The organism is Aquiluna borgnonia, assembly GCF_013283855.1.
Classification (GTDB): Bacteria; Actinomycetota; Actinomycetes; order Actinomycetales; family Microbacteriaceae; genus Aquiluna; species Aquiluna borgnonia.
On sequence record NZ_CP054056.1, the window covers coordinates 821,810 to 837,472 of the forward strand.

General features: G+C 56.0%; 15 protein-coding genes and 1 tRNA gene. 3 read left to right on the forward strand and 13 right to left on the reverse strand.

What is annotated here, in order from left to right; all coding sequences use genetic code 11:
* Positions 1-27: 27 nt before the first annotated feature.
* Positions 28-1,128 carry a polyprenyl synthetase family protein gene (locus tag HRU87_RS04240; protein ID WP_173493692.1) on the forward strand — a complete coding sequence of 367 codons (1,101 nt, stop codon included), beginning with the start codon at positions 28-30 and terminating at the stop codon, positions 1,126-1,128.
* Here HRU87_RS04240 and HRU87_RS04245 read toward each other — a convergent pair whose 3' ends face one another.
* Genes HRU87_RS04245 through HRU87_RS04260 form a run of 4 tightly spaced genes read right to left on the reverse strand, consistent with a single transcriptional unit; the run spans position 1,129 to position 4,482 of the window.
* Positions 1,129-1,467, reverse strand: a complete 339-nt coding sequence (locus tag HRU87_RS04245) for an Rv2175c family DNA-binding protein (RefSeq protein ID WP_173493693.1) — start codon at positions 1,465-1,467, stop codon at positions 1,129-1,131.
* Positions 1,468-1,469: 2 nt separating this feature from the next.
* A complete protein-coding gene (locus HRU87_RS04250; RefSeq protein WP_173493694.1) occupies positions 1,470-2,810 on the reverse strand; it encodes a class II 3-deoxy-7-phosphoheptulonate synthase in 1,341 nt (446 codons plus the stop codon).
* A 16-nt stretch (positions 2,811-2,826) separates the two neighbouring features.
* On the reverse strand, positions 2,827-3,513 hold the full coding sequence (locus HRU87_RS04255; protein WP_173493695.1) for a lysophospholipid acyltransferase family protein: 687 nt from the start codon (positions 3,511-3,513) through the stop codon (positions 2,827-2,829).
* A gap of 21 nt (positions 3,514-3,534) precedes the next feature.
* A complete protein-coding gene (locus HRU87_RS04260; RefSeq protein ID WP_343035102.1) occupies positions 3,535-4,482 on the reverse strand; it encodes an ROK family glucokinase in 948 nt (315 codons plus the stop codon).
* 157 nt (positions 4,483-4,639) lie between these two features.
* Here HRU87_RS04260 and HRU87_RS04265 point away from each other — a divergent pair, with 157 nt between their 5' ends.
* Entirely contained in the window at positions 4,640-6,433 is a 1,794-nt protein-coding gene (locus HRU87_RS04265; RefSeq protein WP_173493697.1) for an AMP-dependent synthetase/ligase, read from the forward strand.
* On the opposite strand, the gene HRU87_RS04270 is transcribed toward HRU87_RS04265, so the two are convergent.
* The 3 genes from HRU87_RS04270 to HRU87_RS04280 are packed head-to-tail and all read right to left on the reverse strand — an operon-like array spanning position 6,430 to position 11,401.
* The gene (locus HRU87_RS04270) at positions 6,430-6,924 is read right to left on the reverse strand and encodes a peptide deformylase (RefSeq protein ID WP_173493698.1); all 495 of its coding nucleotides are present in this window, start codon (positions 6,922-6,924) and stop codon (positions 6,430-6,432) included. The genes HRU87_RS04265 and HRU87_RS04270 overlap by 4 nt on opposite strands.
* Positions 6,914-7,996, reverse strand: a complete 1,083-nt coding sequence (locus HRU87_RS04275; protein ID WP_173493699.1) for a MinD/ParA family ATP-binding protein — start codon at positions 7,994-7,996, stop codon at positions 6,914-6,916. Before HRU87_RS04275 ends, HRU87_RS04270 begins: the two co-directional genes overlap by 11 nt.
* 3 nt (positions 7,997-7,999) lie before the next feature.
* On the reverse strand, positions 8,000-11,401 hold the full coding sequence (locus HRU87_RS04280; RefSeq protein ID WP_173493700.1) for a pyruvate carboxylase: 3,402 nt from the start codon (positions 11,399-11,401) through the stop codon (positions 8,000-8,002).
* Positions 11,402-11,465: 64 nt separating this feature from the next.
* Between HRU87_RS04280 and HRU87_RS04285 the strand changes: the two genes are divergently transcribed.
* On the forward strand, positions 11,466-12,383 hold the full coding sequence (locus HRU87_RS04285; RefSeq protein ID WP_173493701.1) for a ParA family protein: 918 nt from the start codon (positions 11,466-11,468) through the stop codon (positions 12,381-12,383).
* On the opposite strand, the gene HRU87_RS04290 is transcribed toward HRU87_RS04285, so the two are convergent.
* From HRU87_RS04290 to HRU87_RS04315, 6 genes are all read right to left on the reverse strand, one after another.
* Complete coding sequence (locus tag HRU87_RS04290) at positions 12,380-12,898, reverse strand: MerR family transcriptional regulator (RefSeq protein ID WP_425483681.1); 519 nt, start codon at positions 12,896-12,898, stop codon at positions 12,380-12,382. The two genes, HRU87_RS04285 and HRU87_RS04290, sit on opposite strands and share 4 nt — an antisense overlap.
* A 77-nt stretch (positions 12,899-12,975) precedes the next feature.
* Positions 12,976-13,653 carry a transcriptional regulator FtsR gene (gene ftsR / locus HRU87_RS04295; protein ID WP_173493702.1) on the reverse strand — a complete coding sequence of 226 codons (678 nt, stop codon included), beginning with the start codon at positions 13,651-13,653 and terminating at the stop codon, positions 12,976-12,978.
* 2 nt (positions 13,654-13,655) lie between these two features.
* Positions 13,656-14,075, reverse strand: coding sequence for an FHA domain-containing protein (locus tag HRU87_RS04300; protein ID WP_173493703.1), 420 nt, complete (start codon positions 14,073-14,075; stop codon positions 13,656-13,658).
* A 25-nt stretch (positions 14,076-14,100) separates the two neighbouring features.
* On the reverse strand, positions 14,101-14,673 hold the full coding sequence (locus tag HRU87_RS04305; protein ID WP_173493704.1) for a CDP-alcohol phosphatidyltransferase family protein: 573 nt from the start codon (positions 14,671-14,673) through the stop codon (positions 14,101-14,103).
* A gap of 26 nt (positions 14,674-14,699) precedes the next feature.
* On the reverse strand, positions 14,700-15,539 hold the full coding sequence (locus tag HRU87_RS04310) for a methylenetetrahydrofolate reductase (protein ID WP_173493705.1): 840 nt from the start codon (positions 15,537-15,539) through the stop codon (positions 14,700-14,702).
* A gap of 50 nt (positions 15,540-15,589) precedes the next feature.
* A tRNA-Pro gene (locus tag HRU87_RS04315) sits at positions 15,590-15,663 on the reverse strand.

The window sequence follows — 15,663 nt, forward strand, 5'->3', positions numbered from 1 at the left end:
CAGCGAAGCCAAAGTAGGCTATCCCCCATGTCTCAAGAAATCCTGTTAAATCTTGTACAGCGGCACCTGAATGACTACTGCGATGTCAAGCGCAAAGAGCTGCTAGAAATTTCCGAAGACCTGGGTCCAATAATGGATTTCACGCAGGATCTTCTCGAGGGCGGAAAGCGATTCAGAGCCCTGTTCGCCTTTTGGGCATGGGCTGGGCAGCGAGCTGAGCCGGTAGAACCTGAGGATCTCAAGGCTGAAGACCCCATCATCGCCGTGGCATCTGCTCTGGAAATGTTCCACGCTGCCGCTCTAGTGCACGATGACCTGCTTGATCAATCCGATACTCGCAGGGGCAAGCCAGCGATTCACAAGAGATTTGAAGTACTGCACAAAAATCACGGCTATGCCGGGACGCATGAGCGATTCGGGGTGGCAGGTTCGGTGCTGGTTGGGGACATGATGCTCTCCTGGTCCTCCGAGCTCTTTGGTGAGGCACTGCTGCACTCAATCGGCGAGGACGCAGAGGCACGTTGCCGCTCCGAGTTCTCCAAAATGCGCTTTGAGGTAATGGCTGGACAATACCTGGATGTGCTGGAGGAAAATGCTGCCCCTATGCGAGAAAAATCCGAGGCAGTTGCCAGGGCAAATCGAGTCATGCTCTACAAGACCGCAAAATACAGCCTCGAGGCTCCCCTGCTGATTGGCGCCGCCTTGGCGGGCGCCGGGGCGGACAAGCTAAAGGGCCTAAGCGACTTCGGGATTCCGCTCGGAATGGCCTTTCAGCTCAGGGACGACATTCTCGGGGTATTTGGTGATCCCGCCGTGACGGGCAAGCCGGCGGGTGATGACCTGCGGGAAGGAAAGCGAACCGTTTTGACCGGGCTTACCCTTGAGGCCTTGCCAACTTCCGTTGCAAACATCTTCGAGGAGCTGCTAACCAGCGGCGAAATCGACGAGAGCCAGCTCGCCTTCATGCGAGAGAGCATTGAGGAATCCGGAGCACTTGCTAAGACCGAGAAGCTAATCCAGGAATACTCCGATCGGGCCATTGCCGCCCTCGCTGAGCTTGAAATTTCAGATCAGGGTAGAGAAATGCTGGCACGACTTACCGAAGCGGTTATCAAGCGCAGCAAGTAGTTAGCCCAGCGTTTGGGCGGCTCGTCTCACCGGGGCCTTGTGGCCCTTGATCAGCTCATAGATCGGAATTGCACCTAGTTCAGCATTGTGCTGGTAGAGCCATTCAATGGACTCCTCGTCACTCATCCCGTTGTCGTGGAGGAGAATGAGGGTGCCTCGAATGCTGGCCAGCGGCTCTCCATTTTGAATCAGGTGAGCAGGGACCATTGGCTGTTTGTCGCGACGCACGCTGAAGAGCACGTACTCCTCAATCAGCCTGCGCACTTTTGAAGCCGAAACGCCAAGCTGCTGCGCCACCTCATCGATGGTTAGCCAAGAGTCAACGCCATTGAGTTCCACTGCTACCGTCTCTGAGTCTGTACGAGCTGTTCGGCAACCAAGAAGGCCAACTCAAGTGATTGCATGTGGTTTAGGCGAGGATCACACACTGACTCGTAGCGCTCCTCCAGGGTTGCCTCATCGATCATCTCTGAACCCCCCAAGCACTCAGCAACATCATCGCCGGTTAGCTCAACGTGAAGACCACCGGGGTGGGTGCCGAGTTCGCGATGAACCTCAAAAAAGCCCATTACCTCATCCATGACGTCCTCGAATCGTCGGGACTTGTAGCCATTTTTAGTGGTTATTCCGTTGCCGTGCATCGGGTCGGTGATCCAAAGCGGCTGAGCTCCGTGATCGCGGGCTGCTGCAACTAACTTGGGCAACTCCTCGCGAATCTTGCCGGCGCCCATCCGAGAGATGAAGGTCAGCCTGCCCGGCTCACGGTTGGGGTCAAGAATGTCGATCAGTCTTTGAACATCTTCGGGCTGAGTGGTTGGACCGAGCTTTACCCCGAGCGGGTTTCTAATTCTGGAGAAGAAATCAACGTGAGCACCAGCAAGCTGCCGTGTGCGCTCCCCAATCCAAATGAAGTGACCGCTGGTCGCATAAGGGGTGCTGGTTCTTGAATCAATTCGAGTTAGGGGGCGTTCGTAGTCAAAAAGCAGGCCCTCGTGAGAAACGAAGAACTCAGTGCTGCGAAGCTCTGCAGAATCCACCCCACAGGCCTCCATGAACCTCATGGCGCGATCGATATCACCGGCAATGGACTCGTACTGCTTGTTGGCTGGGTTGTCGGTGAAGCCCTTGTTCCAGGCGTGGACCTCGCGGAGATCCGCAAACCCACCGGTGGTAAAAGCGCGAATCAGATTGAGTGTGCTCGCGGAGGTGTGGTAGGCCTGCATCAGACGATTTGCATCATTCCGCCTGGATTGCTCAGTGAAGTCGTAGCCATTGACGGCATCGCCGCGGTAGGCCGGCAGCGTTACACCATCACGAGTTTCGGTGTCGGAAGACCTGGGCTTGGCAAACTGTCCAGCCATCCGGCCCATTTTGATTACCGGCAGTGAAGAGCCGTACATCAAGACAACTGCCATCTGCAAAACGGTCTTGATGCGGTTGCGAATCCGATCCGCGGTGGCATCCACAAAAGTCTCAGCGCAGTCACCACCCTGAAGCAAAAAGGCCTCGCCTCTGGCTGCAGCAGCCAGGCGCTCGCGCAGCGTGTCGACCTCCCCGGCGAATACCAGCGGTGGCTGGAGGGCAAGCTGCTGTTTTACATTTGCAAGCTCATCGAGGTCGGCCCAGGTCGGCTGCTGCTTCGCCTCGAGGTTGAGGTAATTGTCTAATCCAAAATCAGTCACGTGTTTCCCTTTTTACCTAGGCGGCCTTAGCCATTCGACTCTTAACTGTAGAGGCGTAGACATCCTCATACTCCTGTTTGCTCAGCTGCATAATCGAGTAAACGATTTGGTCGGTCACCGCGCGCAGCACCGCGCGCTCCCCCTCCATGCCTGCAAAGCGAGAGAAATCCAGTGGCTCACCGATAACTACTCCGACTCGGCGAATCTTTGGATACTTGGAGCCAATTGGTTGGACCTTTTCGGTGTCAATCATGGCGACTGGAACCACCGGAACCCTAGCCTCCAGCACCATTCGGGCGATGCCAGTGCGGCCACGGTAAAGCTTGGCATCGGGCGAACGAGTGCCCTCCGGGTAAATCCCCAGCAGTAACCCACGCTCTAGGACTCCAAGTCCGGTGTTGAGCGAGTCTTCAGAGGCTTTTCCGCCGGAGCGGTCGATTGGCAACTGGCCGGTGGAGAGGAAAAACCAGCGAATCAAAGCTCCCTTAATTCCCTTGCCCGTGAAGTAGTCACTTTTGGCAAGAAAGGTCACTGGGCGGCGAACCTTGAGCGGCAAGAAGATTGAATCGGAAAATGACAGGTGATTGGAGGCCAAAATGGCGCCGCCAGAGTTGGGAATGTTTTTTGCCCCGCGCACCCAAGGGCGAAACAAAATTTGCAGAATGGGGCCGAGGATGAAGTTCTTGATTATGAAGTAAGCCAATTTCCGCTCCAGTCCTGAGAACTAAAGCTTAGCGAGAGACTCGCGAGCCAGGTCCGCAGCGCCGATAACACCGGCTTGATTTGTGAAAGCAGCAGTCACGATTCGGGCCTCCGGCCTAAATCCCCGGGCTGGAAGGTCTCCTAAAAATCCCTCTCGAATGGGGTCAAGAATCAAATCCCCAGCCTCCGACACTCCCCCGCCGATCACGTAGACCTCAGGGTCGAGCACTGCGGTGATGGTTGCCATTGCCTGACCCAGGTAGCGGCCGGCGTCTCTGAAGATGCCCAGCACGGCAGGATCTTGCTCCAAGAGCGCGGCGTAAACCTGCTGCCCGCCGAGCTCGCCGTCGCGCTCCTTTAGTTCTCGAAGGCGCTGCCCTGCAGGCCCGGCACTACCAGCGAGCTTACGAGCGGCTTTTACTACCGCGGTTCCTGAGGAATACTGCTCAACACATCCCTTGCGACCGCAGCCACACTGCTTTCCGTCCTGAACCACCCTCACGTGACCAAGCTCACCGGCCATGCCAAAACCGCCGCGACGAAGTTTGTAGTCGGCCACTACGGCGCCACCGACGCCGGTGCCCAGGGTGAGCATGACCATGTCCTTGGTGTTTTTCCCGGCTCCGAATTTGTATTCAGCCCAGCCCGCAGCGTTGGCGTCGTTCTCGATGACAATTGGCAGGTCAAGGTGCTGCGCCAAACGATCTCTGAAAGGCTCATTGCGCCAGTTCAGGTTGGGCGCGTAAAGGATTGTGGACTGGTTTGCGTCAATAAACCCCGCAGCCGCGACACCCGCTCCGACTACCTTTTCTTTGGCGTGCGAGGAGACATCACGAATTAGGTCTACGACAGTCATCACCATCAAATCAGGGTCCTGGGCAGGAGAAGGAACTCTCGCCTCGTAGATGATTTCCCCGGACTCGCTGACAAGTGCACCAAGAATTTTAGTTCCGCCAATGTCTACGCCCACCGATAGCAAAAAATCCTCAAATCCCCGGGTTCACCAGTGGCTAAATTTTAGGCGCACTCCGGGTCGTTATAAAAAGAAAACAAAAAGTTAACGATGACGGTATTGGCCCAAAAAATGTTCGATTAGAGTGTTTCAAACTCAAGAATTGGGAGAAACAATGACGTTTTACGATGTTCCACTCAAGGTTGAATCTAACCCCAGCGAAAACGCTACAGATTTGCTGATGCAGCGTGTGGCCAAGAACCCCGATCACCCGCTATTTTCCCGCCAGAATGCTGACAAGTCCTGGCGCAATGTCACCTCAGCCGAGTTCCTCTCCGACGTCAGGTCGGCTGCCAAGGGCTTAATTGCCGCCGGCATTACCCCGGGCCAGGCAGTGGCAATCATGTCTAAGACTCGCTACGAGTGGACAGTTATTGACTTTGCAATTTGGTTTGCGGGAGCCGTTACCGTGCCAATCTACGAATCGAGTTCCCCCTCGCAAATCGAATGGATTCTCTCTGACTCAGACTCAATTGCCCTGTTTATTGAAAATGACGAGCAGCTCGAGCGCGTAAACCAGATTCGCGGAAACACTCCAAAGGTGACCAACGTTTGGAAGATTGACAGCAAGGAATACGCCGCGCTCAACCAGTCTGGTGAGAGCGTCTCAGACGAGCAGCTTGAAAAAGCTCGCACCAACGCCCACATCACAGACCTCGCAACCATCGTCTACACCTCGGGAACCACCGGTAACCCCAAGGGCTGCGAACTAACCCACAAGTCTTTGGTGGACCACTGTAAAAACGCAGCCGCCGAGCTTCCCGAAATTGCCAACGACAAGCAGCACTCGCTGATCTTCCTTCCTCTGGCACACATTCTGGCTAGATACGTGTCGGTACTTTGTGTTTACGCGGGAATCCGAGTGGGTCACCTGGGTGACACCAAGGCTGTGGCGGAAACCCTGCCGACTTTCAACCCAACCTTCCTGCTTGCAGTTCCAAGAGTTTTCGAGAAGGTTTACAACGGTGCCGAGCTGAAGGCTGAGGCAGCTGGCAAGGGCAAAATCTTCCGCGCTGCCGCCGAGGTTGCCATCGAATACTCCAAGGCCCTAGACACCAAATCGGGTCCAGGTTTTGCGATCAAACTCAAGCACGGTGTCTTCGACAAGCTGGTTTACTCCAAGCTTCGTGCTGCGATGGGTGGACAGGTGAAGTACGCCATCAGCGGTGGAGCTCCTTTGGGCGCTAGGTTGGGACACTTCTACCGCGGAATCGGCCTGATCGTCCTGGAGGGCTACGGTCTCACCGAGACCGCTGCCGCTGCCGTAATTGGGCGTGTCAGCTGGCAGAAGATTGGGAAGGTCGGCCGCGCCCTGCCGGGAACCGGTATCAAGATTGCTGATGACGGTGAGGTCTGGCTTCGCGGCATCAACGTGATGCGCGGCTACTGGCGCAACGAGGCCGCTACCCGCGACGCATTCGTAGAGGACTGGTTCCGCACCGGCGACATCGGTGAGCTTGATGAGGACGGCTTCCTCACCATTACCGGCCGCAAGAAGGAAATCCTTGTTACAGCCGGAGGCAAAAACGTAGCCCCAGCACCGATCGAGGACCCGCTACGCGCGCATCCACTAATTGGCCAGGTCGTAGTAATTGGAGACGCCAAGCCTTACATCGGAGCTCTGATTTCACTTGACCCTGAAATGGTGCCGGTATGGTGCGCGAACAACGGCATCGCCGAGAAGCTGACTCTTGCCGAGGCCGCCAAGCACCCGAGAATCAAGGAAGAAATCACCGCTGCAGTTGCGGCCGTGAACACCAAGTTCTCAACCGCTGAGCAGATTAAGCAGTTCGAAATCCTTGACGTCGAATTGACCGAAGCCTCAGGACACCTGACACCCTCGTTGAAGATTAAACGACCCAAGGTGCTGGCAGACTTCGCTCTGCACGTGGAGAGAATCTACAGCTAGTTCAAAAACCAGCTCTGTTGGCGCAAGTTCGCGAAAGCGAGCTTGCGCTCTTCAGTTAATAACCGGTCTAGATAAAGCTTGCCTTCGAGGTGATCGCACTCGTGCTGCAGCGCCTGAGCCAATAGCCCCTCACCCTCGATAATTACCTCGGAGCCGTCAAGCTGCAGGCCTTTCGCCTTTGCCCTTGGGTACCTCGGGGTTTTATGCCACAGACCCGGCACGGACAGGCACCCCTCCTCAACCAGCTCAACCTCGCCCGAGAGTTCAACAATTTCGGGGTTTATCAGGTAGCCAATCACGCCGTCGACGTTGTAGGAGAAGGCTGCCAGGCCAACTCCAATTTGAGTTGCGGCCACTCCAGCTCGACCGGGTAAAGCTGTGGTGTCAAGCAAATCCTGAATCAGAGTCTCAGCCGCGCGAAGGTCTGTAATTTTTTGAGTTGGAGTTTTGAGGACAGGATCGCCGAAGAGGCGAATTTCTCTAACGCTCAAGGCTCAATCCATCAATCACTAAAGCCGCCAAGTCACGAGCCGCCTGCTTGGTGGCTGGGCTAAGGCGGTCAAAGTTTATTTCGGCTCCGGCAGCCAAAACTGGATCGTAGGGAATCCGCACCACTGCCCTCACACGGGTGGCAAAGTGAGACTCGATTTCGTCAATCTTGACCAGGTCGGTTCCGAATGTTGCCGTATTGAGTGCGACAACAGCATCTTTGACGAGGTCCGAGTAACCGTTTGCTTCGAGCCACGTGAGGGTCTCGCTTGCAAGCTTGGCCTCATCAATCGATCCTCCCGAAACAATGACCAGGGAATCCGCGCGCTGCAAAACCGCCCGCATCACGCTGTGGACAATTCCGGTCCCGCAGTCAGTCAACACCACCGAGTAGTAGCGCGAGGCGATGTCTGCAACCACGTTGTAATCACCCTCGTCAAATGCTTCGGAGACCATCGGGTCGGTGTCCGAAGCCAGCACGTCAAGCCGCGTTACATCCCGAGAGACATAGTCCGAAAATACTTTGAAGCCGTTGATGGAGCTGGCCTTATTGACCACATCCCTGACAGTTTTTTCTGTCCCGCGCGGAACTCGCTCACTAAGGGTCCCGCGGTCAGGGTTAGCGTCAATTGCAAGAATTCGATCTTCTCGAACTTTGGCCAAAGCCATGCCAATCAAGGTTGTGACCGTCGTCTTCCCCACGCCACCCTTGCGAGTGAGAATAGGAACAAACCTGGTGCCACCGGGAAGCGCTTGGCCAATGCGGCGATCTAGCGCTTTTCGAGCCAAAACCTTGGAGTTGTCCCCCAGATTCAACGCCCCAAAGGTAATTCGATAGACGGCCCGCCGACCAAAAGTCTCTGGAATTCCCTTGGGTCGAGCCTTGTCCTGCAAGAGTCGGTCGGAGGTTAGCATGGAGGCTGGTTCTGGCTCATCGAAGACCGGTGGTGAAATGGTAACTGAGCTGGTCTCGGACAACACCTGAGCTACCGTCGACGTCTGCGGATCTAATTCAAGTTCTGAAAAGTCTGTGGCTTCACCCGAGGAATAGTCCCGCTCCGGAATCTCTGCCATCGACTAACCAATCACCGCAATCAGATCTCCACCTTCGACCGGCGTTGGACCCGATACCCCCAGGCGCTGCACCACTCCGGCAACACTCGAAGTAATGCTCGCTTCCATTTTCATCGCCTCTATGGAGGCAATCACCTGGCCAACCTGAACCTGCTCCCCTACAACCACCTTTGCAGTCACAACACCGGTGAAGGGAGCGGCTACGTGAGCGGGGTTTGATGCATCGGCTTTCTCCGCGCTGGTCACCGCCACCTGGATGCTGTGATCGCGCACCGTCACTGGACGAAGCTGCCCGTTCAGTTTCGCCATGACGGTTCTGAAACCCTTGGGGTCAGCCTCGGAGATGGCCTCGAGGCCGACAAACAGCTGCAGTCCCTTTCGGAGCTCTACCACGTGTTCCATTTCAGAATCCAGGCCGTAGAGGTAGTCCAGGGTTTCAACGTTGTCCAATTGACCGTAGAGGTTTGAAACACGCTCAAATTCCTTGGTGGGTGTTGGGAACAGAAGCCGATTCAAGGTGGCTCGCACTGACTTTGATTCGCCAGACTGCAGGGTGGCCAGGTCCTCATCAGACACAGGAGTGACCGAGATGTCTACCTTTTTGCCAGCGAGGACCTTGGAGCGGAAAGGCTCTGGCCACCCTCCCGGCAGATCGCCCAGTTCGCCCGCCATAAAGCCCACAACGCTGTCTGGGATGTCGTAATTCTGGGGGTTTTGTTCGAAGTCGGCAGGGTCAGCGCCAACGGCAACCAGGTGCAAGGCGAGATCTCCGACCACCTTGGAAGAGGGTGTGACCTTGGGAGGGCGTCCTAAAATCCGGTTGGCCTCGGCATACATCTGCTCAACAAGCTCAAAGCGGTCCCCGAGCCCCAGTGCGATTGCCTGCTGTCTGAGGTTAGAGAGCTGGCCGCCTGGAATTTCGTGACGATAAACCCTGCCGGTGGGCCCCGGGAGGCCAGATTCGAATGGAGCGTAGACCTTGCGCACGGCTTCCCAGTAGGGCTCCAGGTCAGTGACCTTTTGCAGGTCAAGACCTGTGTCTGCTGCAGTATCCGCGAGCGCCGCAACTAAGGCTGAAGCCGAGGGTTGAGAGGTGGTTCCAGCCATCGGCGCACTGGCCACGTCTACCGCGTCCACCCCAGCCGATACGGCTGCCAATAAGGTTGCGAGCTGACCTCCGGCAGTGTCGTGGGTGTGCAGGTGAACCGGGAGGTCGAAACGCTCCCTGAGTGCGCTCACAAGCATACGGGCGGCTTCTGGGCGAAGCAGCCCTGCCATGTCCTTGATCGCAAGGATGTGAGCACCAGCGTCAACTATTCGCTGAGCTAACCCCAGATAGTAGTCCAGGGTGTAGAGGTCTTCTTTGGGATCAAGCAGATTTCCGGTGTAACTCATGGCGACTTCAGCCACCGCTGTGCCAGTCTCTCTGACCGCCTTGATTGCAGGGGTCATTTGATCAACGTCGTTGAGCGCATCAAAAATGCGGAAGATGTCCACACCGGTCTTGGCTGCCTCAAACACGAATGCCCTGGTTACCTCCTCGGGATAGGGGGTGTAACCAACTGTGTTTCGACCCCGAAGCAACATTTGAATGCAGAGGTTGGGTAGCGCCTTGCGCAGCTGTGCTAAACGGTTCCAGGGGTCCTCTCCAAGAAAGCGCAGTGCGACATCGTAGGTAGCTCCACCCCAGGCCTCTACTGAGAGTAGCTCTGGGGTCATTCTCGAGACATAAGGTGCGGCAGCAACCAGGTCCCTGCCCCTCACCCGTGTGGCCAGCAGGGACTGATGGGCATCCCTAAATGTCGTGTCGGTAACCCTGACGGTCTTCTGGTCACGCAGCCACTTCGCAAAACCTTCCGGTCCAAGCTGCTCCAAAAGTTGCTTGGAACCATCCGGAGCCGGGGTAAAGATGTCAATGCCAGGAAGCTTCAGAGATGGGTCAGACTTGCCCTCTCTGGTTCCGTAGGGCTTATTTACAGTTACCTCTGCCAACCACTGCAGCACCTTAGTGCCACGGTCTTGCGATGGCTTGCCCCTAACCAGCTCTGGACGTTCGTCGATGAAGTGCGTGGAAAGCTCTCCCGAGGCGAAGGTTGGATCCGCGAGCACTGCCTGCAGGAAGTTGATGTTGGTTGCAACGCCTCGGATTCTGAACTCAGCGAGAGCGCGCTTGGCACGGTCAACCGTGGACTTGAAGTCCCTGCCACGTGTGATGAGTTTCACGAGCATGGAGTCAAAGTGAGGTGAGACCTCGGCACCGGTGGTTACGGTTCCGCCATCCAGGCGGATACCTGCACCACCCGGGGATCGGTAGGTTGTGATCATTCCGGTGTCTGGGCGGAACCCAGCGGCGGGATCCTCAGTGGTGATGCGGCACTGCAGGGCAAAACCGTGCGGCTTGATTTGGTCCTGCACAAGGCCAAGTTCTTCAAGGGTAGCCCCGGAGGCAATCCTCAACTGTGATTGAACCAAGTCGACATCCGTGACTTCTTCGGTTACGGTGTGCTCAACCTGGATTCGAGGGTTCATCTCGATAAAAACATGCTTACCCGCGTTTGGACCTACGGTGTCGATCAAAAACTCCACGGTGCCGGCATTTTGATATCCGATTTCCCGCGCGAATGCGACTGCATCCCGGAATAGCTTTTGTCTCAGGTCGTCATCCAGCAGCGGTGCCGGAGCAATTTCCACAACCTTTTGGTTTCGGCGCTGGATGCTGCAGTCGCGCTCGTGCAGGTGAATTATGTTTCCGTGCATGTCTGCCAGGATCTGAACTTCGATATGCCTGGGGCGAATTACTGCCTGCTCCAGGAAGACCCTCGGGTCTCCAAAGGCACTTCCCGCCTCTCTCATTGCTGCGTCGAGTGCATCCGGCAGCTCACTGGCCTGGTTAACCTTGCGCATGCCGCGGCCGCCGCCGCCGGCAACTGCCTTAACAAACAGTGGGAAGCCAATCTTTTCGGCCTGCGGGATCAGTTCTGCGGGTTGATCAGATGACTCGGTTGAAGCCAGCACCGGAACCCCGGCTCTTATGGCCGCTGCCTTCGCGTTGACCTTGTCTCCGGCTAGCTCGAGAATTTCAGGCCCTGGACCAACAAACGCTATGCCTGCCTCGGCTGCCGCCCTCGCGAGGTCAGGGTTCTCCGAGAGAAATCCGTAACCCGGGTAAATAGCATCGGCACCGCACTGCTTGGCGACTCGGATGATCTCTGAGACGGAAAGGTAGGCGCGAACCGGAGAGCCGTCGGCGTGAATCTCGTAGGCCTCATCTGCCTTTAGGCGGTGAACCGAGTTTCGATCCTCAAACGGATAAACCGCAACTGTCGAAGCACCGGCCTCATAGGCCGCACGAAAAGCTCTAACCGCGATCTCTCCGCGGTTGGCTACGAGAATTTTTTTAAACATCTAACCTCACTGAAACGGTGGGGTGCTTCGGCGAACCCGACAGATAAAAAGGTAGCCTATCCGAGTGCAAGTTCTCAGTGTTAGCTCCCTAAAAGGTGGCGTGGGTAAAACTACCGTCGCCCTTGGCCTGGCCTCGGCTGCCCTGAACAAGGGTTTGAACACTCTTTTAGTCGATTTGGACCCGCAGTGTGATGCAACCAGTGGATTGGGGGCGGTTAGCGACTTCGGCACATCGGTGGCCGAGGTTCTTCAGTCGCCAAAGATTGCGAATATTCGACGGGCTATCGTGCCCTCGCCCTGGAACAAAGGTTCCCGCGTGGACGTCATGGTTGGTTCACCGAGGTCCCTGCTTTTAGACAATCCGGCCCCCACGGTCTCCGACGTTTGGAAACTGGAAGAGGTACTGGCCCAGCTCGAAGACGAGTATGACCTGGTCATAATCGACACCCCGCCGAGCATTAATGCCCTGACCCGTACGGCCTGGGTGGCCTCGGACCGAGTGATTTTGGTCACCGAACCCTCGCTCTACTCGGTCATTGCGGCCGATCGAGCTCGCAAAGCAATCGCCGAAATCAGCGCAAAACTGACCCCGAGGCTGCAGCTGCTCGGAGTGGTGGTCAATCGTCTTAGACCTCAGTCCAATGAGCACGACTATCGAATCAAAGAGCTCCGCGAAATGTTTGGCGAGCAGCTGCTTATGCCGTTTTTCGAGGAGCGAGCGGCAATTCAGCAGTCAACCGGAGCTGCCCGCCCTATTCACGCTTGGCCAGCCGAGGGTGCCGCTGAAATTGCTAAGGGATTTGACTGGCTTCTAGCGGGAGCCCAATCAGACATGGAGCTTGGCGCTGAGCGCAGAGAGCGAGTCGGGATCGTGGGTCGAGCCCTGCGTGGCCGCTCAAACCCAATTGCAGAATTCATACCGATGGAAGATGCCCCGCAGTCCAGGGCTGAAAACAAGAAGAAGCGCTGGTTTAGGCGCTAGGAGATTTTGCGAGCTCGCCTTGCGGCCAACTCGTCGTGAATGTTGGCCTCTTCAGCGGCGAAGTCAACCAGGGTAGCCTCTACTTCGCGCAGAACTCTTCCAACTGCAATTCCGAACACTCCCTGACCCTGGCCCAGTAGGTCAATGACCTCGTCCTGAGAGGTGCAGAGGTATACCCTCGCGCCATCCGACATCAAAGTTGTGTTTGACAAGTCGCTCATGCCTGCCGCTCTCAACTGCTCGACGGCGAGGCGAATTTGCTGCAGCGAAACACCGGTGTCCAGCAGGCGCTTCACCAATTTCAAAACCAAAATGTCACGGAAAGCGTAGAGGCGCTGTGACCCAGAGCCAGTTGCGGTCTGAATCGAAGGAATCACCAATCCGGTTCTATCCCAGTAGTCCAACTGCCGGTAAGAGATGCCGGCCGCAGCTGCAGCGGATGCACCGCGGTAACCGATGTCCTGCGCTGGCAGTCCATCGGTGAAAAGCATTGGTGCCTGGAACTCCATGCTCATTCTCCTTGCGGTTGACTAGCGTTAAGTCTGCCTTCAACCTGAGGTTTATGGTTTATCCACAGCTTCGGCGTGTCGGATTAGCCGTCGATGGAGTCAATAACCTCAGAAATTAAGTGAGACCGGATGGCGCCAAAGCGCTCGGCAATCTCTCTGGCCATGTGCCCGGCACGAGCGGCAGAGTCGGGAGCGCGCTTGCGCAGAATTGGCTCGGTAACCCCGGTGATAATCCCAACTTCTCGCTCAGTTGCTGACTTCAGGCCGCGCAAGTGACGCGGCTGAATGCCGAACTGCTCAAGCCCAACTAGCGCAAATGCGATCTCCACCTCGTGGGAGGAATGCGGCTGAGCTCCAAATAGCCCAAGTTCGGCACCCTCTCGAAAAGCTGCGTCACTCAGGCCCGTTTCAAGTTTCAGTTGAGCCGTTGAGTAGCGTTGACCCTTTCTCAGCGAGGCTGGAGAGGTGGCCGGCAATAGCGGCTGCCTTCCTGCATCGAGCTCAGCGAGGTAGTCCTTGATGACCCTAAGCGGTAGATACTGATCACGCTGCAGGGTGAGAACAATTCGCAGGCGCTCGATTTGGGTCTCCGAATATTTCCGGTATCCAGAATCAGTGCGATCAGGTGTGATCAGCCCCTGATCCTCGAGGAAGCGAAGCTTTGAGGGGCTCAAATCAGAGAATTCTGGCTTTAGTACCGCCAAAACCTGGCCGATCGTGTAAAGCCTGAGGTGATCTTGAAGTTTCCGGACCGAATCCATTTTCAACGGTCCTTTTCGGATGCAAAAAATGTCATGTGGAACTTTCCAATTAGTACTTCATCGCCATGCTGCAGAGGTGAGTCATCGACTCTTTTGCCAGCCACGTAACTTCCGTTCATCGAACCAAGGTCTACGACCTTGAAGCTAGTGCCAGAGCGAATGAACTCCGCGTGCTTTCTGGAGACCGTGACGTCATCCAAAAAGATGTCTGCATTTGGGTGCCGCCCAGCGACTGTGATGTCCTGGTCCAGCAGAAAACGAGAGCCGAGGCCCGCTCCCTTGCGGACTATTAGCAAAGCTGATCCCGAAGGCAAGGCGGAAATGGCGTTGGACTCTTCGAAGCTTAGGGAGTCAATAGAAGCAGGAACCAAGTCCTCCGAAAAGCGAGCGGTGTCTTCGCTATCGAACTGTTCCCTGGCCATCTTTGCCTCCCCTTGAACCTAAATGCTAGAGGATTTTTTTAGCGCCGAAAACCAAATCTCTCACTTGTTTGACGTAAATAAAACCTGCCAGCCAATAAAGACCGATTCCCCAGTAGGCGAAGGCCCACGCCAGGGGCAAAACAATGAAATCAGCCGCTGGCCAGAGATCTGCCAGCAGCAGCAGTGGGAGGGCGTAAAGCAGCGCGAAAGTTCCGGCTTTACCCAGGAAGTGAACGGGCAGTGGACCGTAACCGTGGGTTGCAAGAATCGGGTAAACCACCAAAAGCATGACGTCGCGTCCGATAACCGCTACCGCCAACCAGGCGGGAATGTTGCCGTTGATCACTAGGCCAATCAGGCTGGAAAAAATGTACAGCCGATCTGCAGCCGGATCTAAAACCCGCCCAAGTTCGGTGACCTGATTGAATCGCCTTGCAATCTGACCGTCCAGCCAGTCCGAGAACCCCGCAAATGCCAGCACTCCCAGAGCGGAATACAGGTAATCGTTTAGCAACAACCACAGGAACACGGGAACCAAAATGAGCCGAAGAATGCTAAGCATGTTCGGGATGCTTTTTAGCTCTTGCTTGAGGCCCATAGCGCGAGTCTAGCGCCGCGGGTGCGCTAGACCAGCTGAGCTCGCCTCAGCACTTCAGAAACATTTTTGTGCTCGTTAAAGGCATAGAGGTGAATTCCAGGGGCGCCGCCTTGGGACAGTTCGGCAACCAGGTTTGCCGCCCAGCTGATGCCAATCTCAGTTCGCTCCGAGGCATCCTGAGCTGCTGCCAGAGAAGCAGCTAGTTCGACTGGCTCCCGCTCCCCCGTGAGCTCTAGAACCCTGGCCAGTCGCTTGTGGGAGATGATTGGCATAATGCCGGGGATGATCGGGATAGTCACACCGGCTTCTCGGGCTAAAGTCACAAAGTTGAAGTAATCGCTGGCATAGAAGAACAACTGAGTGATGGCGAAATCTGCTCCTGCATCTTGCTTTGCCCTAAGGGCAACCAGGTCCGCGCGATTTGCACCTGACTCGGGATGCCCGTTGGGGAAAGCGGCTACCGCGATTTGCTTGGCTCTGTCTTTCGCTGAAGATCGAATTAGAGACACCAGCTCGTTGGCAGTTTTTAGCGAGTCGGTAGGAAGTTCGGATAGCCCAATTGGCAAATCGCCCCGAAGCGCCAAGAAATCTGTAATCCCTGCCTGCAGGAACTCGCCAATGACGGAATCGAGTTCTGTTTTTGAAGTCCCGGCACAGGTGAGGTGAGCCAGCGCGACAGCGCTGGTGTTCTCATTGATGTACTTTAACACTTCGATTGAACCAGAGGTGTCCGTGCCACCGGCACCAAAAGTGACAGAGATGAATTTAGGGCCCAGCTCACCAAGCACATCAATGGCCTCGTACAGGGCGGGAGCTGACTCCGGATTGCGAGGTGGGTAAACCTCGAATGAAATTGGTGTCGACAAATTAGTTCTCCGCTTAGCTGTCGCCCGCGGGGCTCCGCGTCGGCATAATGTCGGGCTGGCGGGATTTGAACCCACGACCCCTTGACCCCCAGTCAAGTGCGCTACCAAGCTGCGCTACAGCCCG

Excerpts from the sequence above, each read along its gene's own strand:
- HRU87_RS04240 (WP_173493692.1), top strand. The coding sequence starts at position 28 with ATGTCTCAAGAAATCCTGTTAAATCTTGTACAGCGGCACCTGAATGAC.
- HRU87_RS04265 (WP_173493697.1), top strand. The coding sequence starts at position 4,640 with ATGACGTTTTACGATGTTCCACTCAAGGTTGAATCTAACCCCAGCGAA.
- HRU87_RS04275 (WP_173493699.1), bottom strand. The coding sequence starts at position 7,996 with ATGGCAGAGATTCCGGAGCGGGACTATTCCTCGGGTGAAGCCACAGAC.
- HRU87_RS04280 (WP_173493700.1), bottom strand. The coding sequence starts at position 11,401 with ATGTTTAAAAAAATTCTCGTAGCCAACCGCGGAGAGATCGCGGTTAGA.
- HRU87_RS04290 (WP_425483681.1), bottom strand. The coding sequence starts at position 12,898 with ATGAGCATGGAGTTCCAGGCACCAATGCTTTTCACCGATGGACTGCCA.
- ftsR (WP_173493702.1), bottom strand. The coding sequence starts at position 13,653 with ATGGATTCGGTCCGGAAACTTCAAGATCACCTCAGGCTTTACACGATC.
- HRU87_RS04300 (WP_173493703.1), bottom strand. The coding sequence starts at position 14,075 with ATGGCCAGGGAACAGTTCGATAGCGAAGACACCGCTCGCTTTTCGGAG.
- HRU87_RS04305 (WP_173493704.1), bottom strand. The coding sequence starts at position 14,673 with ATGGGCCTCAAGCAAGAGCTAAAAAGCATCCCGAACATGCTTAGCATT.